Source organism: Spirosoma sp. KCTC 42546 (assembly GCF_006965485.1).
Lineage (GTDB): Bacteria > Bacteroidota > Bacteroidia > Cytophagales > Spirosomataceae > Spirosoma.
The window spans coordinates 3,915,950-3,941,854 of record NZ_CP041360.1 but is presented as its reverse complement, the minus strand read 5'-3'; the positions used below and the strand labels follow the sequence as shown (position 1 = coordinate 3,941,854).

21 protein-coding genes are annotated in these 25,905 nt (G+C 48.0%); 4 read left to right on the top strand and 17 right to left on the bottom strand.

All coding sequences use genetic code 11. The features are described from left to right. Window positions 1–147 precede the first annotated feature (147 nt). Window positions 148–552 (bottom strand): hypothetical protein, encoded by a 405-nt coding sequence (locus EXU85_RS16000; protein ID WP_142773048.1) that lies wholly within the window; start codon window positions 550–552, stop codon window positions 148–150. Window positions 553–686: 134 nt separating this feature from the next. Between EXU85_RS16000 and EXU85_RS15995 the strand changes: the two genes are divergently transcribed. Beyond that, window positions 687–1,217, top strand: a complete 531-nt coding sequence (locus EXU85_RS15995; protein ID WP_142773047.1) for a GNAT family N-acetyltransferase — start codon at window positions 687–689, stop codon at window positions 1,215–1,217. A 152-nt stretch (window positions 1,218–1,369) separates the two neighbouring features. On the opposite strand, the gene EXU85_RS15990 is transcribed toward EXU85_RS15995, so the two are convergent. Beyond that, the gene (locus tag EXU85_RS15990; RefSeq protein ID WP_246859577.1) at window positions 1,370–2,425 is read right to left on the bottom strand and encodes an alpha-hydroxy acid oxidase; all 1,056 of its coding nucleotides are present in this window, start codon (window positions 2,423–2,425) and stop codon (window positions 1,370–1,372) included. Window positions 2,426–2,601: 176 nt separating this feature from the next. Further along, window positions 2,602–4,869, bottom strand: a complete 2,268-nt coding sequence (locus EXU85_RS15985) for an aconitate hydratase (protein ID WP_142773046.1) — start codon at window positions 4,867–4,869, stop codon at window positions 2,602–2,604. Between the two features lie 322 nt (window positions 4,870–5,191). Here EXU85_RS15985 and EXU85_RS15980 point away from each other — a divergent pair, with 322 nt between their 5' ends. Then, window positions 5,192–5,662 (top strand): CHRD domain-containing protein, encoded by a 471-nt coding sequence (locus EXU85_RS15980; RefSeq protein WP_142773045.1) that lies wholly within the window; start codon window positions 5,192–5,194, stop codon window positions 5,660–5,662. 98 nt (window positions 5,663–5,760) lie between these two features. On the opposite strand, the gene EXU85_RS15975 is transcribed toward EXU85_RS15980, so the two are convergent. The 9 genes from EXU85_RS15975 to allB form a co-directional block, all read right to left on the bottom strand. Beyond that, window positions 5,761–6,240, bottom strand: coding sequence for an Hsp20/alpha crystallin family protein (locus EXU85_RS15975; protein ID WP_142773044.1), 480 nt, complete (start codon window positions 6,238–6,240; stop codon window positions 5,761–5,763). 58 nt (window positions 6,241–6,298) lie between these two features. Continuing rightward, the gene (locus tag EXU85_RS15970; RefSeq protein ID WP_142773043.1) at window positions 6,299–6,562 is read right to left on the bottom strand and encodes a hypothetical protein; all 264 of its coding nucleotides are present in this window, start codon (window positions 6,560–6,562) and stop codon (window positions 6,299–6,301) included. Between the two features lie 395 nt (window positions 6,563–6,957). After that, window positions 6,958–10,299, bottom strand: coding sequence for a CotH kinase family protein (locus EXU85_RS15965; protein WP_142773042.1), 3,342 nt, complete (start codon window positions 10,297–10,299; stop codon window positions 6,958–6,960). 172 nt (window positions 10,300–10,471) lie between these two features. Further along, the gene (locus EXU85_RS15960; RefSeq protein WP_142773041.1) at window positions 10,472–11,704 is read right to left on the bottom strand and encodes a M20 family metallo-hydrolase; all 1,233 of its coding nucleotides are present in this window, start codon (window positions 11,702–11,704) and stop codon (window positions 10,472–10,474) included. A gap of 106 nt (window positions 11,705–11,810) precedes the next feature. Beyond that, window positions 11,811–12,146, bottom strand: coding sequence for a hydroxyisourate hydrolase (gene uraH, locus EXU85_RS15955; protein WP_142773040.1), 336 nt, complete (start codon window positions 12,144–12,146; stop codon window positions 11,811–11,813). Continuing rightward, complete coding sequence (gene uraD / locus EXU85_RS15950) at window positions 12,143–12,649, bottom strand: 2-oxo-4-hydroxy-4-carboxy-5-ureidoimidazoline decarboxylase (protein ID WP_142773039.1); 507 nt, start codon at window positions 12,647–12,649, stop codon at window positions 12,143–12,145. The genes uraH and uraD overlap by 4 nt, the downstream gene beginning before the upstream one ends. Before the next feature lie 119 nt (window positions 12,650–12,768). Further along, window positions 12,769–13,515, bottom strand: a complete 747-nt coding sequence (gene allE, locus EXU85_RS15945) for a (S)-ureidoglycine aminohydrolase (protein ID WP_142773038.1) — start codon at window positions 13,513–13,515, stop codon at window positions 12,769–12,771. A gap of 26 nt (window positions 13,516–13,541) precedes the next feature. Beyond that, window positions 13,542–14,816, bottom strand: coding sequence for an allantoate amidohydrolase (locus EXU85_RS15940; RefSeq protein WP_246859575.1), 1,275 nt, complete (start codon window positions 14,814–14,816; stop codon window positions 13,542–13,544). A gap of 74 nt (window positions 14,817–14,890) precedes the next feature. After that, a complete protein-coding gene (gene allB, locus EXU85_RS15935) occupies window positions 14,891–16,249 on the bottom strand; it encodes an allantoinase AllB (protein WP_142773037.1) in 1,359 nt (452 codons plus the stop codon). 64 nt (window positions 16,250–16,313) lie between these two features. On the opposite strand from allB, the gene pucL reads away from it, so the two are divergent. Further along, window positions 16,314–17,159, top strand: coding sequence for a factor-independent urate hydroxylase (gene pucL, locus EXU85_RS15930; RefSeq protein WP_142773036.1), 846 nt, complete (start codon window positions 16,314–16,316; stop codon window positions 17,157–17,159). Window positions 17,160–17,353: 194 nt separating this feature from the next. Here the strand turns inward: pucL and ribA are convergent, their stop codons facing one another. The 4 genes from ribA to topA form a co-directional block, all read right to left on the bottom strand. Beyond that, window positions 17,354–17,866 (bottom strand): GTP cyclohydrolase II RibA, encoded by a 513-nt coding sequence (gene ribA, locus EXU85_RS15920; protein ID WP_142773034.1) that lies wholly within the window; start codon window positions 17,864–17,866, stop codon window positions 17,354–17,356. 93 nt (window positions 17,867–17,959) lie between these two features. Next, entirely contained in the window at window positions 17,960–18,658 is a 699-nt protein-coding gene (locus tag EXU85_RS15915) for an NAD-dependent deacylase (RefSeq protein ID WP_142773033.1), read from the bottom strand. 128 nt (window positions 18,659–18,786) lie between these two features. Further along, window positions 18,787–21,090: a family 20 glycosylhydrolase gene (locus EXU85_RS15910; RefSeq protein WP_142773032.1), complete on the bottom strand. Its 2,304-nt coding sequence runs from the start codon at window positions 21,088–21,090 to the stop codon at window positions 18,787–18,789. Between the two features lie 416 nt (window positions 21,091–21,506). Then, on the bottom strand, window positions 21,507–24,158 hold the full coding sequence (gene topA / locus EXU85_RS15905) for a type I DNA topoisomerase (RefSeq protein WP_142773031.1): 2,652 nt from the start codon (window positions 24,156–24,158) through the stop codon (window positions 21,507–21,509). Between the two features lie 252 nt (window positions 24,159–24,410). Here topA and EXU85_RS15900 point away from each other — a divergent pair, with 252 nt between their 5' ends. Next, window positions 24,411–25,316: a DUF4349 domain-containing protein gene (locus EXU85_RS15900; protein ID WP_142773030.1), complete on the top strand. Its 906-nt coding sequence runs from the start codon at window positions 24,411–24,413 to the stop codon at window positions 25,314–25,316. Window positions 25,317–25,412: 96 nt separating this feature from the next. Here EXU85_RS15900 and EXU85_RS15895 read toward each other — a convergent pair whose 3' ends face one another. After that, a complete protein-coding gene (locus tag EXU85_RS15895; RefSeq protein WP_142773029.1) occupies window positions 25,413–25,883 on the bottom strand; it encodes an Lrp/AsnC family transcriptional regulator in 471 nt (156 codons plus the stop codon). Window positions 25,884–25,905 lie beyond the last annotated feature (22 nt).

The following is a 25,905-nucleotide window of genomic DNA, read 5'->3' as shown; positions in this document are numbered from 1 at the left end:
TAAATTGAGCTATAGAGTAATCCTCAGCAAAGGGATATAGCAATAGCCCTCCGCCAAAGCGGTTTCTAAAAAATGAATATTAAATCGTATAAATGGCTAATCGAATGATCGTCAGCCATGTGAGAACCAGGGGCTCTTCGTCCCGGTTTAAACCACAATCTGGGGGGGTGGAGCAACAATTTCCAGCACGTGTGCGGGAATGGACTCCGGCCGAAAGGGTACACTCCCCGTAAACAGGTACTGAACAGAAGCTAGTATGGGGGCAAAAACAAATAAGGGGTTGAAGTCGTAATCCTGCTCCAGTTCGGTCAGTTCCGACTCATCATCTGGATCATCGTGCTCGGGGACAGCATCGTAAAAACCGAGGCATTCTTCCAGCAGGAACTCACCAATACTTTCAATTTTATTGACCGACAAATCTTCATGATAGGCAACTGCACGGCTCGTCAGCAGTGCCGGATCATGGACACCTATGCTCAGGTTGATAACGTTCAACGCCATCAACAAACCAAGCAGCCGGTAAATTAAAAAGTTATAATATTGCCCTTTCATATCGTTCGGAAATCAAATATAGTCCGAAAGCAATATAAACTCAACTGATTACTTATCAGTAAGTTATAAAACTTAGATAAAGCTAATACATTCAAAGATAGATTAAATTTAGATTAAAATCCTCTAATCTGCGTATGACTTTTTTACGAATTCAGGCTCCTAATTTTTACTTAAACAACATTCAAACCTGGTATGAAAGCTCCTTCCCTATCGATGAACGGCGTAGTTTCGCTGATTTGGCAATACTCCTCCCCTGCCCGGATATGCACCTCTGTGCGCTGGTCGACAATGACCAACTCGTAGGTTTTATCATTTATTGGACCTGGGAAACTACTCTCTTTGTTGAGCATTTTGCGATTGATCCGGCCCAGCGGGGAAAGCAGTTTGGCCAGCAGGCATTGACGCAATTACTGGCTTCTGCAAACGAGTATGTGATTCTGGAAGTCGAGCTACCCAATGACGAACTGAGCCAGCGACGGGTTCGATTTTACGAACGACAGGGCTTTAGTTTAAATCCCTTTGATTACGTCCAACCACCCTACCAACATGGTAAAGAGCCCATACCCATGCGGTTGATGTCAATCCCGGCGATTCCTGATCAGGGCGAATTTGACCGATTCAGCCAGCTTATTAAGAAGCGGGTTTACGAGCGGTTTTATGCATAACAGCTATTAGCGCAATTTGGAGTAAGCTGACAACAAAATCATTTTTATTTAACCACAGAGGCACAGAGAACACAGAGTTATTGAAGTAACTACTCTACCCTTTGTAATCTCTGTGCCTCTGTGGTTAAACCAATTTGACCCAGCCTTTATAATCAATACGGTCTCCAGAGTACCGATCGGTCGATGCTGGTCAGGGTGGTTCTGCCGGTTAAGGTCATTGCCAGTTCAAATTCAGTTCGGAGTATGTTCATCACTTTCGAGACGCCATCGGCTCCTCCACAAGCCAGTCCGAAGCATATAGGTTTCCCAACTAATACGGCATTGGCCCCGTGCGCCAGTGCTTTCAACACATCGGTTCCTCGCCGGATGCCCCCATCCATGAGTAACGGCACTCGCTTGTTCACCTGATCGGCAATGCCGGGAAGCACGTCGATGGTTGCGGGTACTGTATCCAAATTGCGGCCACTGTGATTGGAGACTATGATTCCCGAGACGCCTGTCTGGATGGCCTGTTCCGCATCGGCAGGGTTTAAAATGCCTTTTAACAAAACCGGGATTTTAGCAAAAGACTGTAACCAGTCGATGTCGGCCCAGGTCAGTAGCTTTTTCTGATCGCCTAATCCATGCATATACGGTGCCTGTATTTCGTTGGGTAACCGAAAGTTTGCGCGATCCTGCCGATTCCGTACGCCGGGGACTGGTGTATCGATGGTGATGCACAGCGCACGGCAGCCTACCGATTCGGCTTTCTGAACCAGATCTTTCACTAAGCTTCTATCGTCCTGAACATAGAGTTGAAACCACAACGGTTGAGTAGCTACGTTGGCGATTTCCTCCAGAGGAGTTGTTGTAAAGGAACTGACAACATACGTTGCCGAAGCGGCACCAGCGCCACGGGCCGTCGCCAGTTCACCTTCGGGATGCATGATTTTATGAAAGGCGGTTGGCGCAATGAGAATTGGATACGGAAGCTCATCACCGAACAGAGTGATTCGCGTGTCCAGCTTACTAACGTCCTGAAGAAAGCTTGGGTTAAGTTTTAGGTTATCCAGCGACTCCCGATTCCATCGGACGGTCAATTCATCGGCGGCCCCACTGGCAACGTATTCGTACGCCATGTGTGTCATGACTCCCGCTGCCTGTTTTTCAACGTCAAATAAATTAATCAGGTCAGTTAAATCGGCAGGGGTGTTTGGAAGTGTATTCACTGGATTGATTTCAGAGTCACGTTGCTTGTTTATAACGAGCAAAGCTGATTTTCCCACTGAAATACCGATTTGTTGATGGCGCAAGGCTCCAGCCTTGCGCCATCAACAAATCGGCCCGGCTGATTGCGCTTGGCAATCGACCAGGCCGATTCGTTAACTAACTATGAACGTATTACTTACGCGTTTTGCTTCATCCGAATGATGTTCAGCGCAGCACCCGCTTTGAACCACTCGATCTGACCTTCGTTGTAGGTATGATTGACAGGGAATTCATCTGTCGTGCCATCGGCATGGTGCAGAACGATTTCGAGCGGACGACCTGGAGCAAATTCCGTTAGGCCATCGATGTCGATCACGTCGTCTTCCTGAATCTTGTCGTAATCAGCAGGATTAGAGAATGTTAGGGCTAGCATACCCTGTTTTTTCAGGTTCGTTTCGTGAATCCGGGCGAATGAACGCACCAGAATAGCCCGAACACCCAGGAAGCGAGGCTCCATAGCTGCGTGCTCACGCGAAGATCCTTCGCCGTAGTTCTCGTCACCGACCACAATCGAGCCAATACCCGCAGCTTTGTAAGCCCGTTGTACGGCAGGCACTTCGCCATATTCACCCGTCAGTTGGTTTTTCACGGTGTTGGTCTTCTCGTTGTAGAAGTTCACCGCGCCAATCAGCATGTTGTTCGAGATATTATCGAGGTGACCACGGTATTTTAACCAGGGACCAGCCATCGAAATATGGTCGGTTGTACACTTGCCTTTGGCTTTAATTAACAATTTTAATCCCTTCAGATCGGTACCTTCCCAGGCAGCGAACGGAGCCAGGAGTTGCAGACGATCCGACGTTGGCGAAACGAGTACCTGTACACCCGAACCATCTTCGGCAGGTGCCTGATAACCAGCGTCATCAACGGCATAGCCTTTCAGCGGTTGCTCAATACCCTGTGGTTCATCAAGCATGACCTGCTCACCTGCTTCATTGGTCAGCGTATCGGTCATGGGGTTGAACGTCAGGTCACCGGCAATAACGAGCGCGGTCACAATTTCGGGCGAGGCCACAAAGGCGTGGGTGCTGGCGTTACCGTCATTCCGCTTCGCAAAGTTCCGGTTGAAGGACGTAATGATCGAGTTTTTACGGGTTGGGTCATCCATATGACGCGCCCACTGCCCGATACACGGACCACAGGCATTCGCCAGGACAACACCACCAATTTCTTCAAACGTATCTAAAAGTCCGTCACGTTCTGCCGTAAACCGAACCAGCTCAGAGCCAGGAGTTACGGTGAATTCTGCTTTGGTTTTCAGATTCTTAGCCGTTGCCTGAGCCGCTACCGAAGCCGAACGGGTCATATCTTCATAGCTGGAGTTGGTGCACGAGCCAATCAGACCAACGTCAAGTTTAACAGGCCAGTTATTTTCTTTAACGGCTTTGGCGAAGTTCGACAGTGGCCAGGCCAGATCGGGCGTGAATGGACCGTTGATATGTGGCTCAAGTGTATTCAGATCGATTTCGATCAATTGATCGTAGTAGGAAGCGGGATCAGCATATACCTCGTCATCCGCACGCAGGTCTGCCTTCACAGCGTCAGCAGCAGCGGCAATATCGGCCCGGCTGGTTGCTTTCAGGTAATTGGCCATTTTCTCGTCATAGGCGAAAATGGAGGTTGTAGCCCCAATTTCAGCACCCATGTTACAGATCGTACCTTTACCCGTTGCCGACAGACTTTCAGCTCCTTCGCCAAAGTATTCAACGATGCAGCCTGTTCCCCCTTTTACGGTCAGGATACCCGCTACACGAAGGATAACGTCTTTTGCCGATGCCCAGCCGCTTAGTTTGCCGGTCAGTTTTACACCAATCAATTTTGGCATTTTTAATTCCCAGGCCAGACCTGCCATCACGTCGCAGGCATCGGCTCCACCCACGCCAATGGCGATCATACCCAGACCACCCGCATTTGGTGTATGCGAGTCGGTACCGATCATCATACCACCTGGAAAAGCGTAGTTTTCGATCACTACCTGGTGAATAATGCCCGCGCCTGGCTTCCAGAAGCCAATTCCGTATTTATTGGAAATAGAGGCCAGGAAGTCATATACTTCTTTATTCTTATTTTTAGCAATGTCCAGATCCTGCACGGCCCCTACTTCAGCCTGAATCAGGTGGTCGCAGTGAACAGTGGAGGGAACAGCTACTTGTGGCCGACCTGCCTGCATAAATTGTAACAACGCCATTTGGGCCGTTGCATCCTGCATGGCTACCCGGTCAGGCGCAAAGTCCACATAGGCTTTTCCCCGCTCGAAGGCCTGGGTTGTTTCACCGCCAAAAAGGTGACTGTATAAAATCTTCTCCGACAAGGTCAGCGGTTTGCCCACTGCCTGCCGGGCGGCATCGACGCGTTTGCCGAGGTTAGCGTAAACGCGCTGAATCATGTCTAAATCAAAAGCCATAGCAAGTAGGATAACAGGTTACTGAAAGTATATTCTATAAAGACAACCATTGAACTCAGGAAATGAATTCCGGTTAGTGGACCAAAATTAGAAGATTCTGTCACGTTTTGGAAATATTATGATGTATTACCGCTTATGGGTGCAAAACCTCATCTGAAATGGCCATAAATACAGCCATTTCCACTGTTTATAGACAAGTATTGGCGTAAACTAACCACTTACTATTATCTTGGCGACTTAATTAGCGTCAACGCAACCCCATTGACGTATTTGCCGTACATACCTTTAAAGAACTAAATTGATTTAAAAAACGCGAACTGCTATGAAACTTCAGAACATTACCTATTCCATTTTAACGCTCCTTGCCTTAGGACTTCCTTTCCTGTCCTGTAGCAATAACGATGAAAACCCCACTATTACCTCAACCACAACCAAGCTTACTGCCACGTTAACCGGTGCGGCAGAGAAACCATCATCAACATCGTCTACGGCAACGGGTACATTTGCAGGCGTAATCGATGAATCAACCCGCGTTCTGAGCTATACAGTAAACTACACAGGGCCATTTACGGCTTCGTTAACAGCTGGACACCTGCACCGTATTACGAATACAACTGCATTAACGGGTGGGGTTGAAATCCCTTTTACGAGTTTAACTAATCCGATTATCGGGACATTCCAGTTGGCGAATCAGAATCGGGTAGACAGTCTTAAAAATGGCTTCTACTATGCCAATTTACACACAACTACCTATCCCGCTGGTGAAATTCGGGGAGATATCAAAAAGCAATAGTTCCCCTATAGTTGCTATTTAAAGTAGCTAACAAAGGGTAAAAAAAGGCCAGTACCGTAAAACGGACTGGCCTTTTTGCTATTCATTTCACCAGGCGGTTACGCCACAGTGATAGTCTGGGCTGGCTTATTAGTTGCCGGATTCTTGGGCAGAACTACTTTCAGGACACCATCGGCATAACTGGCCGTGATGTTTTCGGTGAGAACTTTATCATTGAGCCGGAACGACCGCTCGAACGACCGGTTACCATATTCCTGATAGGTATACTTACCCGTATCTGCTTGCTCATTGGCTTCCGATTGATCATTGCCCTGATAGGAAACCGTAAGCACATCGTCTTTTACGGTTAGTTTTACATTCTCTTTTACCAGAGCGGCTGCGAAGAGGGAGATGGTATACTCGGCGTCAGTCTCTTCAATATTGACGGGCACCTGGTGGAAGCCCCCCCCGTGACGGCCAAACATTGGTCCGCCCCAGAATCCGCCGAATTTACCGCGCCCCCAAGGGCCAAATTTACCCCGGCCCATTGGACCGCAACCACCTTTATGTTCTGATTGAAATGCGTGTTTATTATACATGGTTGTGCGTTTTAGTCTTGTGTTTACTGATTTGTTCTTGTTTGTTTACTGTTCCTGCTTAATTGATGGGGATAATCCGGTCATAACTACGGGTGCTCACTGGTAACCGGTAACTTGGATTGTCGATGGAAATAATGTCTGATGACTGCCAGCCACCGCGATCAAATCTTCCGAAGGTTCGACCTGCCAACCGGGCTCCCACTACCCGAACCAGCAAGAATGCCCCTAAACCAACCAGCAGGACTTTTAAAATAAGGGTTAGTAAAAACAGGGCCAACCCAACTGCCAGCACAAGGCCAGCTACTCTCCAAATGATGTTCATGTTGTTTATTTATTAATGGTTTGCGAAAAGCTCAATTCACGAGGAAGTCAGTTGTGACGAAATAGACGGCCGATTTTTCGATACTCCTGGTTCCTGATTTGGGTCTTTGGTAGGGATGACGGTAAAGCCTGTGCTTTTACTTTAAAAATTCGTAAACTTTTTTTAGGTACAGTCAATTATCACCTGTTTTTCGCATCACCCAATCAGCCTTTTTATCTGTAAAAAACTAACTATCAACCACTTAATTAACATAAACAAAAAATATAGCGAATTTGGTAGAACCAAAAAAACGACCGTTCAGGGGTCGTTTTTTTGGTTGGTCTCGTTTTTGATTCAATCCTGGCAAACGTTTCACTCTATTGGACAAACCGAAGCAAAACGGCGTACATACTTAGTTAGTGATTGTCTAAAAAGACTGACGCACTGTCGTTCAGATACTGCAACTGCCCTGTCGTCTCAAAGCGAATACTACGGGACGTTGCGCCGTTTATACTCACCGTCACCACATGTCCGTTTTTGATCACGACATCATCACATACACTCGGCACTCGCCCACAACCCCAGGTACTGGCCGTGTGCCAACTTCCCGACGATATACTCTGGCAGCCTCCCCGGCTTATGATTATATTATCAATTCGCAACTGATCTCGTGCGCCTGAGATGCCTACTCCTGTGTAGTAGTACTGCCATACGAGTTGAATATACGGCTTATTAAGCAGTGCCGCTGGCAGAGCCACTGGTCCGATTACCTGACTGTGGCCCGCTGTTGCATTACGAACGTATTCAACAGGATTATTGGCCCCGTCTGTCAAATCCGTAAAGGGGCCTGAATTACCAATTCGGTACCGGAGTCGAATCTTGTATTGGCGCGGGTTGGGTACAACGGTACCGCCAGTCCATTGCACAGTGGCTTCGGTCAGATTGGTGGTACGCAGTGCCAGTACCATACCGCCCAACGCGGTTGCAACATAACCGGCTGGAGCACTACCAGTATTGATAAAGGCGACTCCGTCTGTATTCAACCCATTTATACGTGTTGCGCTGGTAAGGTTGTAAGCCCCTTTCACCGTGTCGGCTAGCGCAAACGTAGCCGAAAGAGTCGGGTCTTCCTGGTTCATACTCACAAAATGCATGTTAGGCGGATAGGTGCCTGCTGGCGTAGTGGGCGAGAAATTATCAAATCGATACTCGCAAGTACTTAGTCTGAATGCGGATGGTTTACCAACAAACGCATTATCAATATCAAACAGGGCAGTGAGGACTCGGTTAGTGGTGGGATTGAAACTATAGGCAGTGTCGGTCGAAATGGTAGCTCCGTTCTCCTGCCAGGCAATAAATCGGTATCCAACACGCGGTTTGGCAACAACCCGAACCGTGTTACCCTGAAAATAGACGCCACTCCAGGGATACGGGTTAGTGGCTACACCGACGGTAGTAGGCAAAATGTCGATTGTATTGATTTTAACATAGCCCTGTGTAGCATCAGACACTGCCAGGGTAATAGTCCGATTAGCACTAAGACCAAATCGGGCGCGCATGTGATCACGTACAGCGGCCGGGCGTTGCTGCAGGAATGTACGGACTGTATTCATATTCGTAAGCCACTTAGTAACCGAGTTGCCGGTCTTCCATCGGGCAAAATGTTCATCCATATAGGGTTGATAATCCTGCTGAAACGTAGTGAGTAGATCGGTGGTTCGGGTAGGGTTAAAGGTTGTATTCAGCAGGTCGGCAAAGCGGTTAATGAAGTACGATTTGTAGGTAGTCACCTCCAATAGCCGACGCAAAAAGCGTGTGTACTCAGTAACGTCAGTACCATAACCAGAAGTTGAAGTGGCGCGATCAAGCGAATTGGACGTATATCCGTTCCCTGCGCCCAGTGTCCAGTCCATATCGTTCATCATCCAGCGGAAACGACCATCATGGCCTTTAGGTGCATTGGGCAGATACTGACTGGTTCGTTTGCGCCAGAGTTGCTGATTGTTGTAGGGCCAATCGAAATTTCCTGAATAGATTTCAGAAATCTGATAATCCGAAAAACTCTCTACATCCATTTGGGTATTCACAAACGTATAATCGATGGTAGGTGACCCTACAAAGTGATCTTTAAGGGCGTAAAATTTTGTCAGATCACCGTTGTCAGCAACGTAGGCCCCATAATCGAATTTAATCACATCAACACTATCTGGGTCAACGTTGAAGTTTCGATTCAGATAGTATTGATCATACCTTTCCATTAGGTTATGAACACCCCAATATTCGCCATTCATAAACACAACACTGGGCCGGTTCGATTGGGTCTCGAAGGGTAGATGCCGCACCATTGTCTGCATGTACGAATCGATCAGGGTCGTAAAATCCCAGTCGTTACCACCACTACGGAGCAATAATCGATTGTAAAACTGATTGATAGGTCGATTGCTGAAAAATGGATAACTGAAATCGTCGTCACCGTATAGTCGCACAGCTTTGCGCGGAACAGACCGTGAGCAACCACCATTGATAGCAATATCCACTCGTTGATTAAGGATCGAACTGCCATTCAGAAAAAACTGAACGTGTGCCGGCCGCTCCCAGTTATCTCCCGTGTTTGAAAAGTTACCAGGTGTACAGAAAATAGTTTCGGCTGTTGGATTCGTCGCTCGCCAGCTTTCGAATGTTGAGCCAGCCGTATAGATACCGTTCGAATAGGCAAATAACGATTTCTCATTGGTACTGATTGAGATAACCGGCAGATTTCCGTATCGTGTTGCAGGCGCAATAAAATACGTTTCCGACACAATGTCGCTTATCAGTGCATTTGCCTTATAAGCCACCGCCCTTACTACAGTTCCCTTAAAAACCGGCGTAGTTGGCGCGTAATAAGGTGACGAATTGAATGTAGATGATTTAATAGATACTTTATTAGGCGAACTGGTTTGGTCGCTAATCGATAAAGGGCTGGAATACGTTAATGACTGGTAGCTCCCGTTCAACAGTGCTCCATTGCCCTGTCCAGGGTGTTCAGCGTAGTTATTTTTATACTGATAGGTATTGGGGCCGGGGCTGGCAGGATCGGGTTCTGAACCATCCAGCGTATAGTAAATGGTAGCTGTGGGATCAGACGAGGTGATACTCAAACTAAAACCGGACGGGTAGAAGCCCCCCACCTGCGAGAAAACCGGCGCACTCTGAACGCTAGCGTAGCCAGTCTTGGTATTATTGCTCGCCCCTGGGCTGGTATTGTTAATAGAATTAGTACGCTGAAAATAAAGCCAGGTAGTTGAGCCGTCGGGCTTTCGTCCCCAGGAAACATCGGTACGCTGCGGGCCAAACGTTACCTGATCAACGACCGTAATGCCATCCGGTCGTACCAAACTAAGCATTTCTCCATCGGCAGAAAGCTTGAAGCCAACATGTAGTGGCCCCCGGCTGGTAACATCACTAGCCCATACCAACAGAAAGCCGTTGGCCGGAATAATGGTCTGCGACGATCCCGTAGGCAGGCGATATTTTGTTAAGGTAGCATTGTCGGAAAGATAATAGCCCGCAATGTTAACAGTTGTGGAGTTCGGATTATAGATCTCAAACCAGTCTTCATACGAACCCGAAGCGTCGGTAATGGTTCGGGCATTGGAAGCCATTAGTTCATTGATGTACAGTTGCTGAGCTGTACTGGAAAAACCTTGTACAACGAACAAAGAGGTCAGTAGCACATTAATTAACCGTTTTATAAAAGGATGTGGATTATTTTTCATTTTTCGTGAGTTTTATCAAGCGTTATAGCTTAAATAGGCACAAAACTCACGCCATTTTTAGCTGTCCTCAGCTACACTTATCCAGATGCACAAGGGATTATAACTCAAAAAAGCCCCCTTTCATATAGAAAAAGGGGCTTGGGAACCCAAAAACATGTTCTACGTATAATTTTCAACCAACAATTTTCAGAATTGTCTGGTATAGCACTTCGCTCCCTAACGCCAGATCTTCGTACGATGCATACTCTAGCGGATTGTGACTGATTCCGTCTTTACAGCGCACAAAAATCATTCCATAATCGCAGGCTTCCGACATCACCAGGGCATCGTGAAATGGGCCACTAACCAGTTCGGGGGCATCCAGACCTAATTCCATACAACTGGCACGGATGGTATCTTTAATCCAATCGGCACAGTAGCTTGATTTTATATCCGTATCGACGGTCAGCTCGTAGGATAAGTTATGTGTTTGCGTAATGTCAGCAATGGCTTCGTTTAATTGACGCTCGCAGGTATTGCGACGCTCCATATCGATGTCCCTGAACTCCATGGTCATGCTGACAGTCTCGGGAATAATGTTCCGGGATGCTGGAAATACGTTCAACGTTCCAACGGTACCCACCGTAGGCGCGGGTGCAAACTGCGATGCGATCTCGTTGACGGCCACCACTACTTTGGCCGCCCCTACCAGCGCGTCCTTTCTGAGGGGCATTGGTACCGAACCGGCGTGTCCGGCCATGCCTTTCAACTGTAGGCTCATCAACAGCGGGCCAGCAATGCCGCTTACAATACCGATGGGTTTATTGGATTGATCCAGCACTGGACCCTGCTCGATGTGCAGCTCTAAAAAACACCGAATGCTGCCGGGGGCATATTCGTCCTCCTTAAATCTGGTAATGTCGCAGCCAAAGTCAAGCAGGGCCTGCTCGCGGGTTATACCGTCTTTGTCTTTTCGTTGTAGCTCCCCGGCTTCCAGTTTCCCCAGAATACCTCTCGACCCAAAAAGGCCTTTATTGAATCGCCAGCTCTCTTCATCAGCAAAGGCAATGACATCGATACTGGTTTCGGGAACAATACCCTGCCCGGCAATGGTACAGACGGCTTCAATCGCGCATAACACGCCTGCTATCCCATCAAAACGCCCTCCGTAGGGTTGTGTATCCAGATGTGAGCCCGTCATTAAAATTGGCGCATCCGGATTTTTGCCAGCAAGCCGACCAATTAAATTACCAAAGCTATCGATGCGCACTGTCAATCCAGCGGCTTCCATCCAGCCTTTGGCGTGCTCAAACATCTTTTTTTCCAAAGCCGAATGAGCCGGTCGACACATACCGGTTTCGCCAATTTTTCCGAGCTCACTCGAAACTTCAAAGAAATGCTGTAGACGTGCTGGGTTGATGTTCATAATTAATGGATAATGGATAATGTAGAATGTAGAATGTAGAATGGATAATGCAGGTTACTGGGCCATTATTCATTCTACATTCTACATTGTTCATTAAAAATTCAAATCACGACCCTCGATAGGTCGAATAACCAAATGGGTTTACTAACAAGGGGACATGGTAATGCTCGCCGGTGGTAATGGCGAAGGTAATTTCGATAAATGGATAAAAGGTTGCCACGCCCAGTTGTTCGAAATAGGCACCCGTTTCAAAACGCAATTTATAGGTACCCGTTGGCAAGACCGTTTCTTTGGGTAGTAAATTACTAATCCGGCCATCTGAATTAGTTACCCCGCGGGCGATTTCTATCCATTCCCGCTGTTGATGGTATAAGACAATACTCACGGCTTCTGCGGGTTGACCGCGGGTTGTATCGAGGATGTGGGTGGTTATAGCGCTCATGAAACCAGAAGTTTTTCCAACCGAAGTTTAGTGATTTTATTCTGCTCCTGCATCGCAATCTGGAGTTCGTCTTCCGGCGAATTCAGTAACCTCGACTCCAGTCTATTCAGCATTTCTTCGGCCGATTTTCCGGTGGCGCAAACGATAAAAATATAGCCAAACTTTTCTTCATAAAATTGATTCCCTTCGGCTAACATTTCCAAAACACTCACCGACGCCGTCGAAACGCCCGCCTGTTCACCCTCGGCCCAGGATGCCGTTGACGCGTACTTTTCGCGCAGGGAATTAATGTCGCCTATTTTGGGATGATGGCCGAAGGCTTCCCGCCAGTCGCTTTCAGCTAGGGAAAACCAGATAACCTCAGCCTGTTCAAACAGACTTTCTTTGGTCTCAAACGGGAACAAGTTGGCCAGCTCGTTCACCCATGTCGTTGATCCACAGCAAGTAAACAGAGCCTCTTTTAGTTGAGGGATTGGCAGTTGATTTAATTCAGGCAGTGTCATATAGAACGCAGATTTTTATGATCAATATGATTTAAAAATTCAAATACACTATTACTTCATGTTGTTGTAAAATCAATACCACTCCTATAAATCATAAAAATCTGCGTTCTGTTATCTCTTTAGATTGTCGTTGGGAACCGATTTACGTTTTTGTAGTAAATGTACACCGCGGGTTCTTTGCCCATTGCCGTGAACCATTGCTGACAGTACGGCGCCATCCAGATTGAATCGCCTTTTTTGATCGGATACCAGTTCTGATCGAGCATGTACACGCCCTGCCCTTGCAGGTAAATGAGGCCATGTTCCATGATGTGGGTTTCGACCAGTGGCAAGTGTCCGCCGGGATCGTAGGTGAAAATATTCACGGCCATGTCGAACGATAAATCATCGGGCAACAGCACTTGCAACCGTAAGGCTGGATCGCCCATGTAACTGGGCCCTGCGATGGTTGCCGCATCGCCGAACAGCACCGACGGAACGTTGTAGCCTTCCAGTTTTTCGTAGAGTTTATGGAATGTCAGCAATTGCGTGCCTACTTCCGGATTATCAATCAGATAGTCGTTGCCTATAGGAATATACACAAACTGGCCCGTTTTCAGCGTTTTTCCCATCCCACTCACCGTTGCCGTGCATTGGCCACTGATGACATAGAAAAACAATTGAGACTGCTTAGTCGCGCCAACAAGTTTACCGTCTTCCTTCAGCGTAATGAGTGTCTGGCACAGGTTAGCGCCCATTTGCTCATTGATGATGACGTTTACCGTACAGTTGTCCCAACCAGGTACGCGACTATTGATATACCCATCGGGGCTAATGACGGCGTGGTTGCGTTTGACAACGGACCGGGTAAGTGCTGAAATTTCCATATGTTTTACTTTCGAGGTAATTTTTGTCAATCCTCCTGAGGTCGGAATGACAAAAAATTATCAATAAGGTGGTTTATAAATCGATCAGCAACCTGAAGGGTAGCTGCCATATCACTTACTTCAACATCTTCCAACGGATTATGGCTGATGCCCTTAAAACAACGCACGAATAGCATACATACCGGAGCAACCTGCGAAATCGGCACGCCATCATGCCCAGCGCCACTCACTAAGTCAATTAATTCATAACCAGACTCGTTTATCGACTTGGCTAGTAATTCAGTCAGTAGAATGTCACACGCTGCTGGATCGGTTTCCTGAATCAGATTCCACGTAACCGGAACGCCCCGTTTTTCGCCAATGGCATAACATGTCAACTGTAACGTTTGGTAGGCCGACGCTAAAACGGTCTCATCGTTGCTCCGTACATCCAGACTGCAATGTACGTCGCCGGGAATAACATTACTGGCGGCATTCACTACATTTAGTTTACCAACCGTAGCCACCAGGTTCTGTTTAGTTGCGTTCCCAAATCGTTCGACCTCCAGAATGAATTCGGCAGCAGCACAGAGCGCATCCTGCCGCATATCCATGGGCACGGTTCCAGCATGGCCAGCCATACCCCTAAACTTAATTTCCACTCGTTTTTGACCCGCAATGGCTGTCACAACCGCCACAGGCACATTTCGTTCGTATAGAACAGGTCCTTGCTCTATGTGTATTTCAACATAGCCTAGCCAATCGTCAGGCGCAATCGCATCGGCTGGCAGTTGATCGATACCACCACCAATTGCCTGAATGACTTCGCTCAGTGCCGTGCCCGACTCATCTTTTTTAGCCAACAGGCTCGTATCAAACGAACCGGCAACGACTTTACTACCCAGGTATGTCGTATGAAAGCGAACACCTTCTTCATCGCTGAAGGCAATCAATTCCAGATGAAACGGCAGCGCTTTACCCGATTGTCTGAGTTGTTCGAGTAAATCCAGCCCCATGATTACGCCCAATGGTCCATCAAACTTTCCGGCGTTCACGACCGTATCCATGTGCGAGGCAATGACAAACGTTTTAGCGCCCGCTATTGAACTTGTTAACCGGCCTCTGACATTACCAATGGCATCGACCCGCGTCTGCAAGCCAGCAGTCTGCATCCATCGCTGAATAAGGGCACTCCCCTGCTGAAACGCAACGGTCCCGAACGTACGGGTTACGCAGGCAGGATCATCACTGATTGATGCCAGTTCGTTAATCTTGTTCAGTACGTTCTCAGCTCGGAGCAGGTAGTCGATCATAACGTTCATGTATAGATTTATTGTCCACAGAGCGGTCCGCCGATGCGGCACAGAGAACACAGAGAAATAAAAATTTAAATCGGTTATTTCTCTGTGTTCTCTGTGCCTCTGTGGACAATAAATTTTCCGGAGTTCAACACAACAAAGCTTCCATCCTTAAAAACCAGTTCACCCCCCAGATACGTTTGCTCGACAACGCCGAATAGCTCTTCGTTCAAGTACGGCGTCATTTTATGCTTGTGTTGCAAGGAATCTGTTGAAACGACAAACGATTTTTCAGGATTCCAGACGATTAAATCGGCATCGTAGCCTTTTGCAATTCGCCCTTTTCGATGATCCAATCCCGCTAATTGAGCCGGTTTTTCACTCAGCCACCTGGCAATATCCGTTACCATGAAACCGCGTTGGCGGGCAGCTGTCCAGAGCACGGGCAAAGCCAGTTGTAGGGACGCGATGCCCCCCCAGGCCTTCATGAAATCACCACTTTCCATCTGCTTCAAATCGGGTGGTGCGGGTGAATGATCAGTAGCGACAAAATCAATGATTCCGGAGCGTAACGCTTCCCATAATTGGTCGTTATTTTCTTTTTCGCGGATGGGTGGCGCACATTTAAACTGCGTTTGCCCATCCCGAATGGTTTCAGCAGTGAAATACAAGTAATGCTGCCCCGTTTCGACCGTGAGTGGCAAGCCTTTTTGTTTCGCTTTGTCAATGGACTCAATGGAATTAGCCGACGACAAATGGACAATATGCGTCCGGCAATTGTAGTCTTCGCAAAGCCGAATCATCCTATCGATGGCTTTATCTTCCCATTCTTTCGGTCTGGAAGACAGGTAGTTCGCGTATGAACGGGCATCACCAGTGGCCAGTTTTTCGTCCGTCGATAATTCACAATGAACCAGTAGAGGCAACCCATGTTTTGCAATAATTGGCATCGCTTTTCGCAGGTCGGCTTCTGTCACATTCGGGAAATCGTCGATACCGGAGTGGGTCAGAAACGCTTTGAAACCCAATACGCCTTTATTGATCAGCAGTTCAATGTCGTCCGTGTTGCCCGGCACAAGGCCTCCCCAGAAACCACAGTTCGTATGGAGTTGTCCTTTAGTGGCCGCCATCTTCTGGTCGAAAGCCTCGGCAGTTGTCGTTACGGGCGATGAGTTCAAAGGCATATCGACCAGCGTGGTCAAGCCACCCGCAATGGCGGCACGCGTGGCCGTGTTGAAACCCTCCCAATCCGCTCGACCGGGTTCATTAATGTGGACGTGCGGGTCAATGACGCCCGACATCAGCACACGATCTCCGATGTAGATGACCTCGGCATTGAACCCTTGTGGTACTTCCGGTAGAACATCAGCAATCAGACCGTCTTTTAGTAAAACAACGGCTTTTCTGATTCCTTCTGGCGTACAGATTTTATTTCCTTTGATGGCACGATCGATCATACTAAAAATAGAAAATTAATTTCTATACTAGAGGTCAATACTACCCAAAACAGCCGAAACAACCATGAAGCTCACCTTGAAAAAAAATGCGTACGGAAAGAATGCCGTGAACCTGTCAAAAATCATTCGGCACCCTAACTACCATGAATTCAGACAGATCTCCGTCAACGTATCGCTGGAAGGAGACTTTGAAACGGCCCACACGCTCGGCGACAATTCAAAAATAGTACCTACCGATACGCAGAAAAACACGGTGTATGCGCTGGCCAAAGAGCATTTTGTGGATTCTATCGAAAATTTCGGCCTCTATTTAGCCAATTATTTTATCACCAATAATCCGCAGGTATCGCAGGCCACCGTCCATATTATCGAGCATCCCTGGGCTCGCATGGCCTTCGATGGAGAGCCGCATCATCATGCCTATGTGGGTGGCGGTTCTGAAAAACGGACAACAACCTTAGTACAGACTACCGAAGCAATTCGTGTGACCTCGGGCATCAAAGATCTGCTGATTCTAAAAACAACCGATTCGGGATTTGAGGGCTACGTCAAAGACCAATACACAACCCTGAAAGAAACGGCCGACCGCATTTTCGCGACCCAATGCGAGGCCAACTGGGTGTACACTTCCCACAACCTTGACTTTACGAGTCTGTTCGGCAAAATCCGCGAAACGCTACTAAAAACCTTCGCGCATCACAAGAGTCTGTCGGTGCAGCAAACGTTGCTGGCTATGGGATCGGCCGTCTTGGAAGAGAATCAGGAAGTAAGCGAAATAAGCCTGATCATGCCCAACAAACATCACATCCCGTTTAACCTGGAACAGTTCGGCATGGACAACCAAAACGAGATTTTCATAGCCACCGACGAGCCGTACGGGTACATTACGGGAACGGTGACGAGGGAGTAAAATAATGAATAATGAATAATGAATAATGAATAATGAATAATGAATAATGAATAATGAATAATGAATAATGAATAATGAATAATGAATAATGAATAATGAATAATGAATAATGAATAATGAATAATGAATAATGAATAATGTACCAGACAATCGTTCATTGTTATCTGGATGACCTATTTATTTGCTAGTGCCGTTTACAATTCTGTTGCCTTGATGCCAGCAACACGAATACCATATTTTGTAAGCGTATCTACTTTTTTGGGATTGTTCGTCAACATACGAATCGACTTAACGCCCAGTTCATTTAAGATGTCGGCGGCTACCCTGTAGTCTCTGGCATCTCGTTTAAACCCTACCGCTTCGTACGCATCGGCTTGAGCCAGTCCTATTCGTTTATACTCAACGCTTTTTAGTAAGGCAAAATGACCATTTCCTTTTCCTTCCTGATCGAGCCAAATCACGATGCCTCTTCCCTCCTGCTGAATAAGTTGTTGAGAGATTTCCATCTGCTCCCGGCAATCACATTCGATACTGTTAAACGCATGTCCGAACAGACAGGACGAATGAACCCGGCACAATACCTCTTCTGCCCCATCCACATCACCCATTAACAAGGCAATCGATTCGTTTTGCCCGTCGTAAAAGAGAACTTCACGGTATTCACCAAATTTGGTTTTAAGGTTTCCTTCAGCAAGTTTAACAATCATGGTGGTACTGGGGAATAAAAGATTCTGTGGATTCTATTGATCCTGCGGAGCTTGTAGAATCTATAAAATCCACAGATTCAACTAGTTAATCAGCTACTCTGTATCTGCCTTTGCCAATAGCGTTTCCGCCAACTCTGTCAGCCCGATGGTGGCTGGTTCGGCAATGAAGGTGACGTTCGGGCGTTTCTGCATGGTGGGCATGTTTGGGTCTACGACATAGATTGGCACGCCATTCCGAACGGCGTAGACCAGGCCAGCCGCTGGATATACATTTAACGAGGTGCCCACAACAATGAAAATATCGGCCTCCTGGGTGATGTCTACGGCTACATCCATCATGGGTACAGCTTCACCAAACCAGACAATGTGTGGCCGAAGCTGGGAGCCTTTCTTACAGAGGTCACCCTGTTTAATCTCCCACCCATCAACATCATAAACTAAAGATTCATCGATCGATGAGCGCGATTTAAACAACTCACCATGCAGGTGAACCACCTTCGATGAACCCGCTTTCTCATGCAGATTATCAACGTTTTGGGTGATAACCGTCACGTCATATTTCTCCTCTAATTTCACCAACGCCAGATGCCCCGCATTGGGCATTACACTAAGCGCCTGTTTCCGGCGCTGATTGTAAAAATCCTGTACCAAAGCCGGGTTCCGTTGCCAGGCTTCGGGCGTGGCCACATCTTCGATCCGGTGATTTTCCCAAAGCCCGTCCGATGCCCGAAAGGTTGGAATCCCGCTCTCCGCACTAATACCTGCGCCAGATAGAACAACGATTTTTTTCATACAATTAATAGTTAGGGAGAAAAGGGAGGAAGGGGAAGAGAGGGAGGAAGAAAAATACTTTATCAACATAATTTTTCGTTCTCCATTCTCCCTCTCTTCCCCTTCCTCCTTCCTCCCCTAATTTACACTTATTCCACAACAATTTCATCCGTGGCGAACCAGGTTTTTCCGCCTGCGTTGGGATGGCCTGCGGGGCAAATACCCGCGTTTTTCGCCCGGACACGTACATAACGCGCTCGCGCCGTCTTGAAGTCGGCGACAACGGGCAAAATATCCCAGGGGCCATTCAGATCATAGGTAACGGGCTGAGAAATAGCTTCCTTAAAGTCTTTACCATCTTTTGAAATAGCAATATCAACCGACGCTGGCGGGAAGCTGCTACTCATTATAATCTTCAAAAAATTCAGCGAGACTTTCGTCACACTCGTCACATCGCCCAGATCGACCATCACATCCATATCGCCGGAGAAACTGGCCCATTGACGCCGATCCCGTGGGGTTTCTCCCCGAACACCGTCGGTCAGTTTGGTTGTTTTGGGATCACTATTAAGATCTGAAGCGATCGTATAGGTATAGGGTTTGTTCTTACCCTTATGAAGCGTAAAGGTTTGGGTTAGCCGTCCACCCGTGGGCGTCCCTCCAGTCTGAGTCATGGCCCGAATCGTTGTCGTTTTCGTGAGCGTGATGGGTCCGATGTATTCGGTACTTTTCTCGTTTGGTTCTTTGCCGTTGGTCGTGTAGAAAATACGGCTGTCTGAATCCAGCTTACTCAGGCGCACCTGAATCTGGCCCTGCTCATTAGCTTGCGTAGTGGCCGAAATATCGAATAGTCGTTTCGCATAATTGACGGGAATAACATCGAGCTTAGGCAAGTGATTTTTTAGTCGCTGGGCAAAATCCTCGAAGTTATGCGGTCCCTGCTGCATCCAGCCAATTTCGGCCAGCGCAATCGCTCTCGGGAAGGTGGAATATTCAACCGCTTCCGGTGTGGGCAGGTATTCTGTCCAGACATTCCCCTGAACCCCCACAATGTATTTCTGTTCATCGGCGGTCAATTCGGCGGGCATGGGTTCGTAGGCATAGACCTGATCCAGTGGCAGGTAACCGCCGATCGCCAGTGGTTCGGTGGCCGGATTTCCCTGGTAATAATCGAGGTAACAGGTGCCGTTTGGCGACATCACTACGTTATGCTTTTGTTTAGCTGCCGCAATGCCACCCGCCGTACCACGCCAGCTCATGACGGTTGCGTTGGGTGCGAGTCCGCCTTCCAGAATTTCATCCCAACCAATGATAGAACGGCCTTTGCTGTTCAGGAATTTCTCGATACGCCGGATGAAATAGCTTTGCAGTTCATGCTCGTCTTTCAGGTTGTTTTTCCTCATCAGATCCTGGCAGAACGCGCTGTTTTTCCAGGCCGTTTTCGGGCATTCATCGCCACCGATATGAATGTACTTCCCAGGAAATAAGGCAATTACTTCGGTCAGTACATCCTGCAAAAAGGTAAACGTCTTCTCCGACGGGCAGTACACTTCTTCCGAAACGCCCCATTTAGTGGCTACCTGATAGCCTTTGGCAGGGTCACAACCTAATTCCGGATACGAAGCCAGGGCTGCCTGCGCATGGCCAGGCATTTCGATTTCAGGAACGATCGTTACAAACCGGCTTTGGGCATAGCGCACTACGTCCTTAATTTCTTCCTGCGTATAAAATCCACCCGATGGTTTTCCATCGAATTTCTGGGGATAATTCTCGCTATACTGACCAACGATCGATTCGGCCCGTTTGCTGCCAACCTGCGTTAGTTTCGGGTACTTTTTGATTTCGATCCGCCACCCCTGATCTTCGGTCAGATGCCAGTGAAACGTATTTTGCTTGTGCATCGCCATCAGGTCGATGAATTTCTTGACGAACGGCACCGGCATGAAATAGCGACCGGCATCGAGCATTAGTCCCCGATAACCATAGCGGGGTTTATCGGTTATGGCACAGGCAGGCATGGCCGCCGTGGCCGATTTGCCCGCTGGCAATAATTGCCGCATGGTTTGAGCCGCATAAAACAGGCCTTTGGTCGTGGCCGCTTCGGCAAGCACTTTCGTCGGCGTAACGGTCAGTTTATAGCCTTCATCGCCCAGAACCAACTTTTTATTGAGCGTAAAAAAAATGTGGGGGGCTTTCGCTAGTGCAGGACTGGTTGGCGCAACAGATAGCGCCAAACCATTCACCGTTTTTACCTGACTGGCAAATAGTTGAGCCACCGCCTTAACGCTGGCATCCGTAGCCGGGGCGATTACAATACGTGTACTCGGAGAGACTGTAAATTGACCGTTTTGCCCGGAAAAACGAGCAGGGAATGGAATCAGATTATATTGATTGTCGGGGGTTTGAGCAAAGATTGGAAAAGAAAGTAGCAAACAAATAAGCAGATGTTTCATGCGGCCAGTTCGGTAGCGGTTGGTTCAGTTGGCAAAATAGTGATGATTTTCCAAAGGGTATTAAAAACACAAAATACAGTGTTGCTCGTTCATGCTCGCTTATGGCGAATGTGGCCTATGCAAAGGCCGTCCCGCCCGTAATTTCCCTCAGCTAAAGTTAGGAATGCAACCAGCGTACTCATTTTAATTGGTTAGACATGGACACAACGGGCGGGACGCCCTTTGCATAGGCCACACTCGGCAAAGCCAAGCGTGAACGAATGACGAAGTATTAAAAACAAAAAGCCTTCCGGTAGTGAGTAACTAACTCACTACCGGAAGGCTTGTCATTCCGACCTTAGGAGGAATCTCAAACTTTTATATTAGTCAAGATTGAGATTCCTCCTAAGGTCGGAATGACAAATTATCTTCAATTCTTACTTTTTCGCGGCTGCTTTCTTGGCGGGTGCTTTGGCCGCTGGCTTCTTGGCAGTTGTTGCTGTCGCCTTGGCTTTGGCCGGAGCTGCCTTTTTCGCAGGTGCCGGTTCGTCGCCCGCCAGTTTCAGGCAATCTTCGAGCGTTAAAGATGCGGGGTCAACGTCTTTCGGAATTTTGACGTTTCGCTTGCCAACCGCCAGATACGGCCCGTATTGACCATTGACAACTTTGACCGCCGGATTCTCCGGAAATTCTTTGATGTATTTATTCGCTTCGGCTTGTCGCTTGGCCAGAATCAGTTCTATAGCCCGATCCAGTGTCATACTCGCCAGCGATTCATTCCGCGGAATGGAGATGTACTTGTCTTCGTACTTCACATACGGGCCAAAACGCCCTTTACCGGTCGTAACAGGCTTACCTTCGTATTCTCCTATGGCCTCACTAACGGCTTCGGCACGCTTCTGCTGGATAAGCTGAACGGCACGGTCGGCGTCAATCGAATACGGATCGTCTTCTTTTGTGAGTGATACGTATTTGTCATCATGCTTTACATACGGGCCAAATTTGCCGATGCCGATGGTCATGGGTTTGTCTTCAAAGAAACCAACCTCACGAGGCAACGTGAACAAATCCAGCGCATCCTGCAAGGTGATGGTTTCAATCAGTTGACCATCGCGCAGGTTCGCGTATTGTGGTTTCTCATCGTCGGTCGATTCGCCGATTTGCGCATAGGCTCCGTATTTCCCCAGCCGTGCCGACACTTTTTTACCGGTTCGCGGATCGAGTCCCAGGTCTTTGGCACCTGTCTTGAACGAAACGATCGACGAGCCCTGAATATCTTCGATGTTTTTATGGAAATCACCGTAGAAGCCTTCCAGCATGGTCTTCCAGTTCATTTTGCCATCGGCAATCTCGTCAAACTCCTTCTCAACCGTTGCCGTGAACTGATAATCGACAATGTCCGGAAAATATTCAACCAGGAAGTCATTGACCACAATGCCTGTATTGGTTGGGAACAGCTTGGCTTTTTCGGAGCCGAAGGTTTCCTTCCCGCTGGTTTCGCTGATCTTATTTTGCTGGAGAGTGTACTCTGTATATTTCCGTTCCTGACCGGGTTTGTCCTGCTTAACGACGTAGCCGCGGTTCACGATGGTCGAAATGGTCGGCGCATACGTAGACGGGCGACCGATGCCCATTTCTTCCAGTTTTTTCACCAGCGAGGCTTCCGCATAGCGAGGCTGTGGACGCGTAAACTTCTCGGTAGCTTTCATCTGTCCGAGATTCAGGCCTTGCCCGATGGTCAGCGGAGGAAGCATTCCCTTCGCATCTTCATCATCCTCATCGTCTTTCGATTCGAGGTAAACACGCAGGAACCCATCGAATTTGATGACTTCCCCCTGAGCAACCAGCTCATTTGGAAAGCTCTGGCCCGAAGCGGCTGGTGGCGTATCGACAAAGGGGCTATCGTCAATATGCGTCTGGAATGTCGTCGTCGTTCCATTGGCGAATTTAATCCCGATGGTTACCGTTGTTCGTTCGAGTTGGGCATCAGCCATTTGCGAAGCTATTGCCCGTTTCCAGATCAGCTCATACAGGCGTTTCTGATCACGGTCGGCTCCGGCATTCCGATCATTGAAATTCGTCGGACGGATGGCTTCGTGTGCTTCCTGCGCCGATTCATTCTTCGTCTTGAACTGGCGCGTTTGTATATATTTCTCACCAAACTCCGAACCGATCTCAGCGACAGCCTTATCGATAGCTTCGGTTGAGAGGTTCGTCGAGTCCGTCCGCATGTACGAAATCTTACCCGCTTCGTACAGGTTCTGGGCAATCCGCATAGTCCGATCAACCGAATAGCTCAGTTTACGCGACGACTCCTGTTGCAGGGTCGAGGTCGTAAACGGTGGCGCGGGTGATTTCTTAGCGGGTTTAACCTCTAAATTTTTGATCGTAAATGTTGCTCCGATACAGGCTTCCAGAAAGGCCCGTGCCTGACCGGAGGTTGCAAAGTTTTTGGGCAGTTCGGCATTCAGGACTTTGCTGCCATCCACGATAAACTGGGCCGTAACCTTAAAAGACGATTTGGCGGAGTGCTTATCGATCTCGCGTTCGCGCTCTACAACCAGTCGCAAGGCCACGGATTGAACCCGTCCTGCCGATAGTCCTGTACTCCCACCTTTGATCTTACGCCACAATACCGGCGACAGTTCATAACCAACCAACCGGTCGAGTACGCGTCGGGCCTGTTGGGCATTCACTAAATCAACATCAATGGTGCGGGGCGATTTAATGGCATTCTGGATCGCGTTTTTGGTAATTTCCCGGAATACGATCCGCTTGGTATTGTCGCGCAGGCCGAGGGCTTCCTTAAGGTGCCACGAAATAGCTTCCCCTTCGCGGTCATCATCAGTCGCCAGCCAAACTTCATCCGCAGCTTTAGCGAGCGCCTTTAATTCACTAACTAATTTCTTTTTATCGGGCGAAATTTCGTAAGATGGCTGGAACCCATTCGTGACGTCCACAGCCAGCCCATCTTTGGGCAAATCGCGTACGTGACCAAAGCTTGACTTCACTGTAAAGTCCTTACCAAGATAGCCTTCAATGGTTTTCGCCTTCGCTGGCGACTCCACTATGACTAAGTTTTTCGACATAATCGATGTTCAGGTTGATACTGTCTCCGCTGCCATTTGACACGAATGGCCTACGTGGCCCGGGCCAAATATAGACGCAAAAGCACTGACTTATGCAAATGCACAAGTTATATGCAGCAAACGTAAGACTGGTGATTAGTTATATTTATACAACAACATGTGGTAACGCATCGTTCGGCCTGGCACAATGAAATCCTTATTAATGAGCAAATAAGCCGTATTTTGGGTCGAATAAAAAACGAGTCAACACGTATGCAAATTAGCCTGGGTGCGCATCTTAAGGGTATGAATTATTTTTTGACGCTCATCGTGCTCCTGACAGTTACGGGCTGCCAGTCGAAGCAGGAATCAGAACAAGCTTTGGCAGAGATTAACCTAACACCCCGTAGCATGGCGGCCTTAAAAGCCCCTTCTCCCGAGCAGGACCAAGCCTCTCCTGATCAGGAACAGATGCCTGAATCGCCCACTGCTTCTCCCACGCAACCATCAATCGGCATCAATCGGAAGATCATCCGTAATGCCCAGGTGCGTATCCGGGTGAGTGATTTCACGAAATCAGGGCAGGCTATTGAACAGGTTGTCCGTCAGAGTGGTGGCCAGATTACCAGCTCGAACGAAACCAAAACCGGTAACAGTATCGAAAACGCACTCGTTATTCGAGTGCCTGCCAGTCGATTAGATGCACTTCTGGCGTTGCTCTTGAAGGAGTCGATTTTCACTGATATGAAAACCATCACGTCGGAGGATGTGACGCGCCGGTACGTCGATGTGGAAGCCCGGATTCGTAGCAAAAAAGCTGTCGAAGAGACGTATCTGAAACTTCTGAAACAGGCTCGTTCGGTTGCCGATGTGCTAAAGGTTGAAGAGCAATTGGGGAAACTTCGGGAAGAGCGCGAGGTACAGGAAGCCGAACTTCGTCAGCTTAAAGATGAAGTGGCGCTAAGTACGATCAATCTGTCGTATTATCAGCAAACCGAAGTTGCCCTGAATCCAGAAGAGCCTTTCTACACCCAAATCTGGCACAATTTCACCGACGGATTTCGATTGATGGGCGATGTATTGGTTGGCGTATTTTATTTTCTCCCCATCGGAATCGTTGGAATCGGTGTTGTGTGGCTATTTCTGCGCTGGCGTCGGAAACGGCGGAGTAAGGTTTAACCGCAAAGACGCAAAGGGGAGCGCAAAGCACGCAAAGAAATTATACTTTTTCACTTTGCGTGCTTTGCGCTTTCTCTTGCGCCTTTGCGGTTATAATCATTTCAGCAGGTTCAAGTCGGGCTGGGCGTATTTATAGACTTTAAAATAGAGCGTTGTTTTCGTTTGATAGACACCTTCAATCGTGGATATTTCATTCACGAATTCTACTAAGTGATTGTTACTCTGGCACATCACGTCCACTTCCAAGTCGTAATCGCCGGAGGTGCTGGCCAGGAAACTAACTTCAGGCTTCCTCGAAATTTCCTGCGCCACAGGCTCCTTTAACGTAGCCGGCCGAATATATATGGCAATGTGCGCATAAGCCCGAAAGCCGACCTTTTCCGGGTCCACCCGACCGACAATACTAATTATCCCTTCTTCCAGTAACCGATTCAGGCGGGTGCGGGCGGTGCCGACAGATACATTCAACTGTTCGGCAATTTCTGTAAACGACATTCGCCCATCCTTCTGAAGACACGAGAGGATGGCAAAGTCTAAATCATCCAATGTAGTGTGGTTCTTCTCCATTTCTGTGATTTTGTTGGGTTAA

Bases quoted from the DNA above. Each gene is read 5' to 3' on its own strand.
- EXU85_RS16000 (WP_142773048.1), bottom strand. From the start codon at position 552: ATGAAAGGGCAATATTATAACTTTTTAATTTACCGGCTGCTTGGTTTG.
- EXU85_RS15995 (WP_142773047.1), top strand. From the start codon at position 687: ATGACTTTTTTACGAATTCAGGCTCCTAATTTTTACTTAAACAACATT.
- EXU85_RS15985 (WP_142773046.1), bottom strand. From the start codon at position 4,869: ATGGCTTTTGATTTAGACATGATTCAGCGCGTTTACGCTAACCTCGGC.
- EXU85_RS15980 (WP_142773045.1), top strand. From the start codon at position 5,192: ATGAAACTTCAGAACATTACCTATTCCATTTTAACGCTCCTTGCCTTA.
- EXU85_RS15975 (WP_142773044.1), bottom strand. From the start codon at position 6,240: ATGTATAATAAACACGCATTTCAATCAGAACATAAAGGTGGTTGCGGT.
- EXU85_RS15970 (WP_142773043.1), bottom strand. From the start codon at position 6,562: ATGAACATCATTTGGAGAGTAGCTGGCCTTGTGCTGGCAGTTGGGTTG.
- EXU85_RS15965 (WP_142773042.1), bottom strand. From the start codon at position 10,299: ATGAAAAATAATCCACATCCTTTTATAAAACGGTTAATTAATGTGCTA.
- EXU85_RS15960 (WP_142773041.1), bottom strand. From the start codon at position 11,704: ATGAACATCAACCCAGCACGTCTACAGCATTTCTTTGAAGTTTCGAGT.
- uraH (WP_142773040.1), bottom strand. From the start codon at position 12,146: ATGAGCGCTATAACCACCCACATCCTCGATACAACCCGCGGTCAACCC.
- uraD (WP_142773039.1), bottom strand. From the start codon at position 12,649: ATGACACTGCCTGAATTAAATCAACTGCCAATCCCTCAACTAAAAGAG.
- allE (WP_142773038.1), bottom strand. From the start codon at position 13,515: ATGGAAATTTCAGCACTTACCCGGTCCGTTGTCAAACGCAACCACGCC.
- EXU85_RS15940 (WP_246859575.1), bottom strand. From the start codon at position 14,816: ATGAACGTTATGATCGACTACCTGCTCCGAGCTGAGAACGTACTGAAC.
- allB (WP_142773037.1), bottom strand. From the start codon at position 16,249: ATGATCGATCGTGCCATCAAAGGAAATAAAATCTGTACGCCAGAAGGA.
- pucL (WP_142773036.1), top strand. From the start codon at position 16,314: ATGAAGCTCACCTTGAAAAAAAATGCGTACGGAAAGAATGCCGTGAAC.
- ribA (WP_142773034.1), bottom strand. From the start codon at position 17,866: ATGATTGTTAAACTTGCTGAAGGAAACCTTAAAACCAAATTTGGTGAA.
- EXU85_RS15915 (WP_142773033.1), bottom strand. From the start codon at position 18,658: ATGAAAAAAATCGTTGTTCTATCTGGCGCAGGTATTAGTGCGGAGAGC.
- EXU85_RS15910 (WP_142773032.1), bottom strand. From the start codon at position 21,090: ATGAAACATCTGCTTATTTGTTTGCTACTTTCTTTTCCAATCTTTGCT.
- topA (WP_142773031.1), bottom strand. From the start codon at position 24,158: ATGTCGAAAAACTTAGTCATAGTGGAGTCGCCAGCGAAGGCGAAAACC.
- EXU85_RS15900 (WP_142773030.1), top strand. From the start codon at position 24,411: ATGCAAATTAGCCTGGGTGCGCATCTTAAGGGTATGAATTATTTTTTG.
- EXU85_RS15895 (WP_142773029.1), bottom strand. From the start codon at position 25,883: ATGGAGAAGAACCACACTACATTGGATGATTTAGACTTTGCCATCCTC.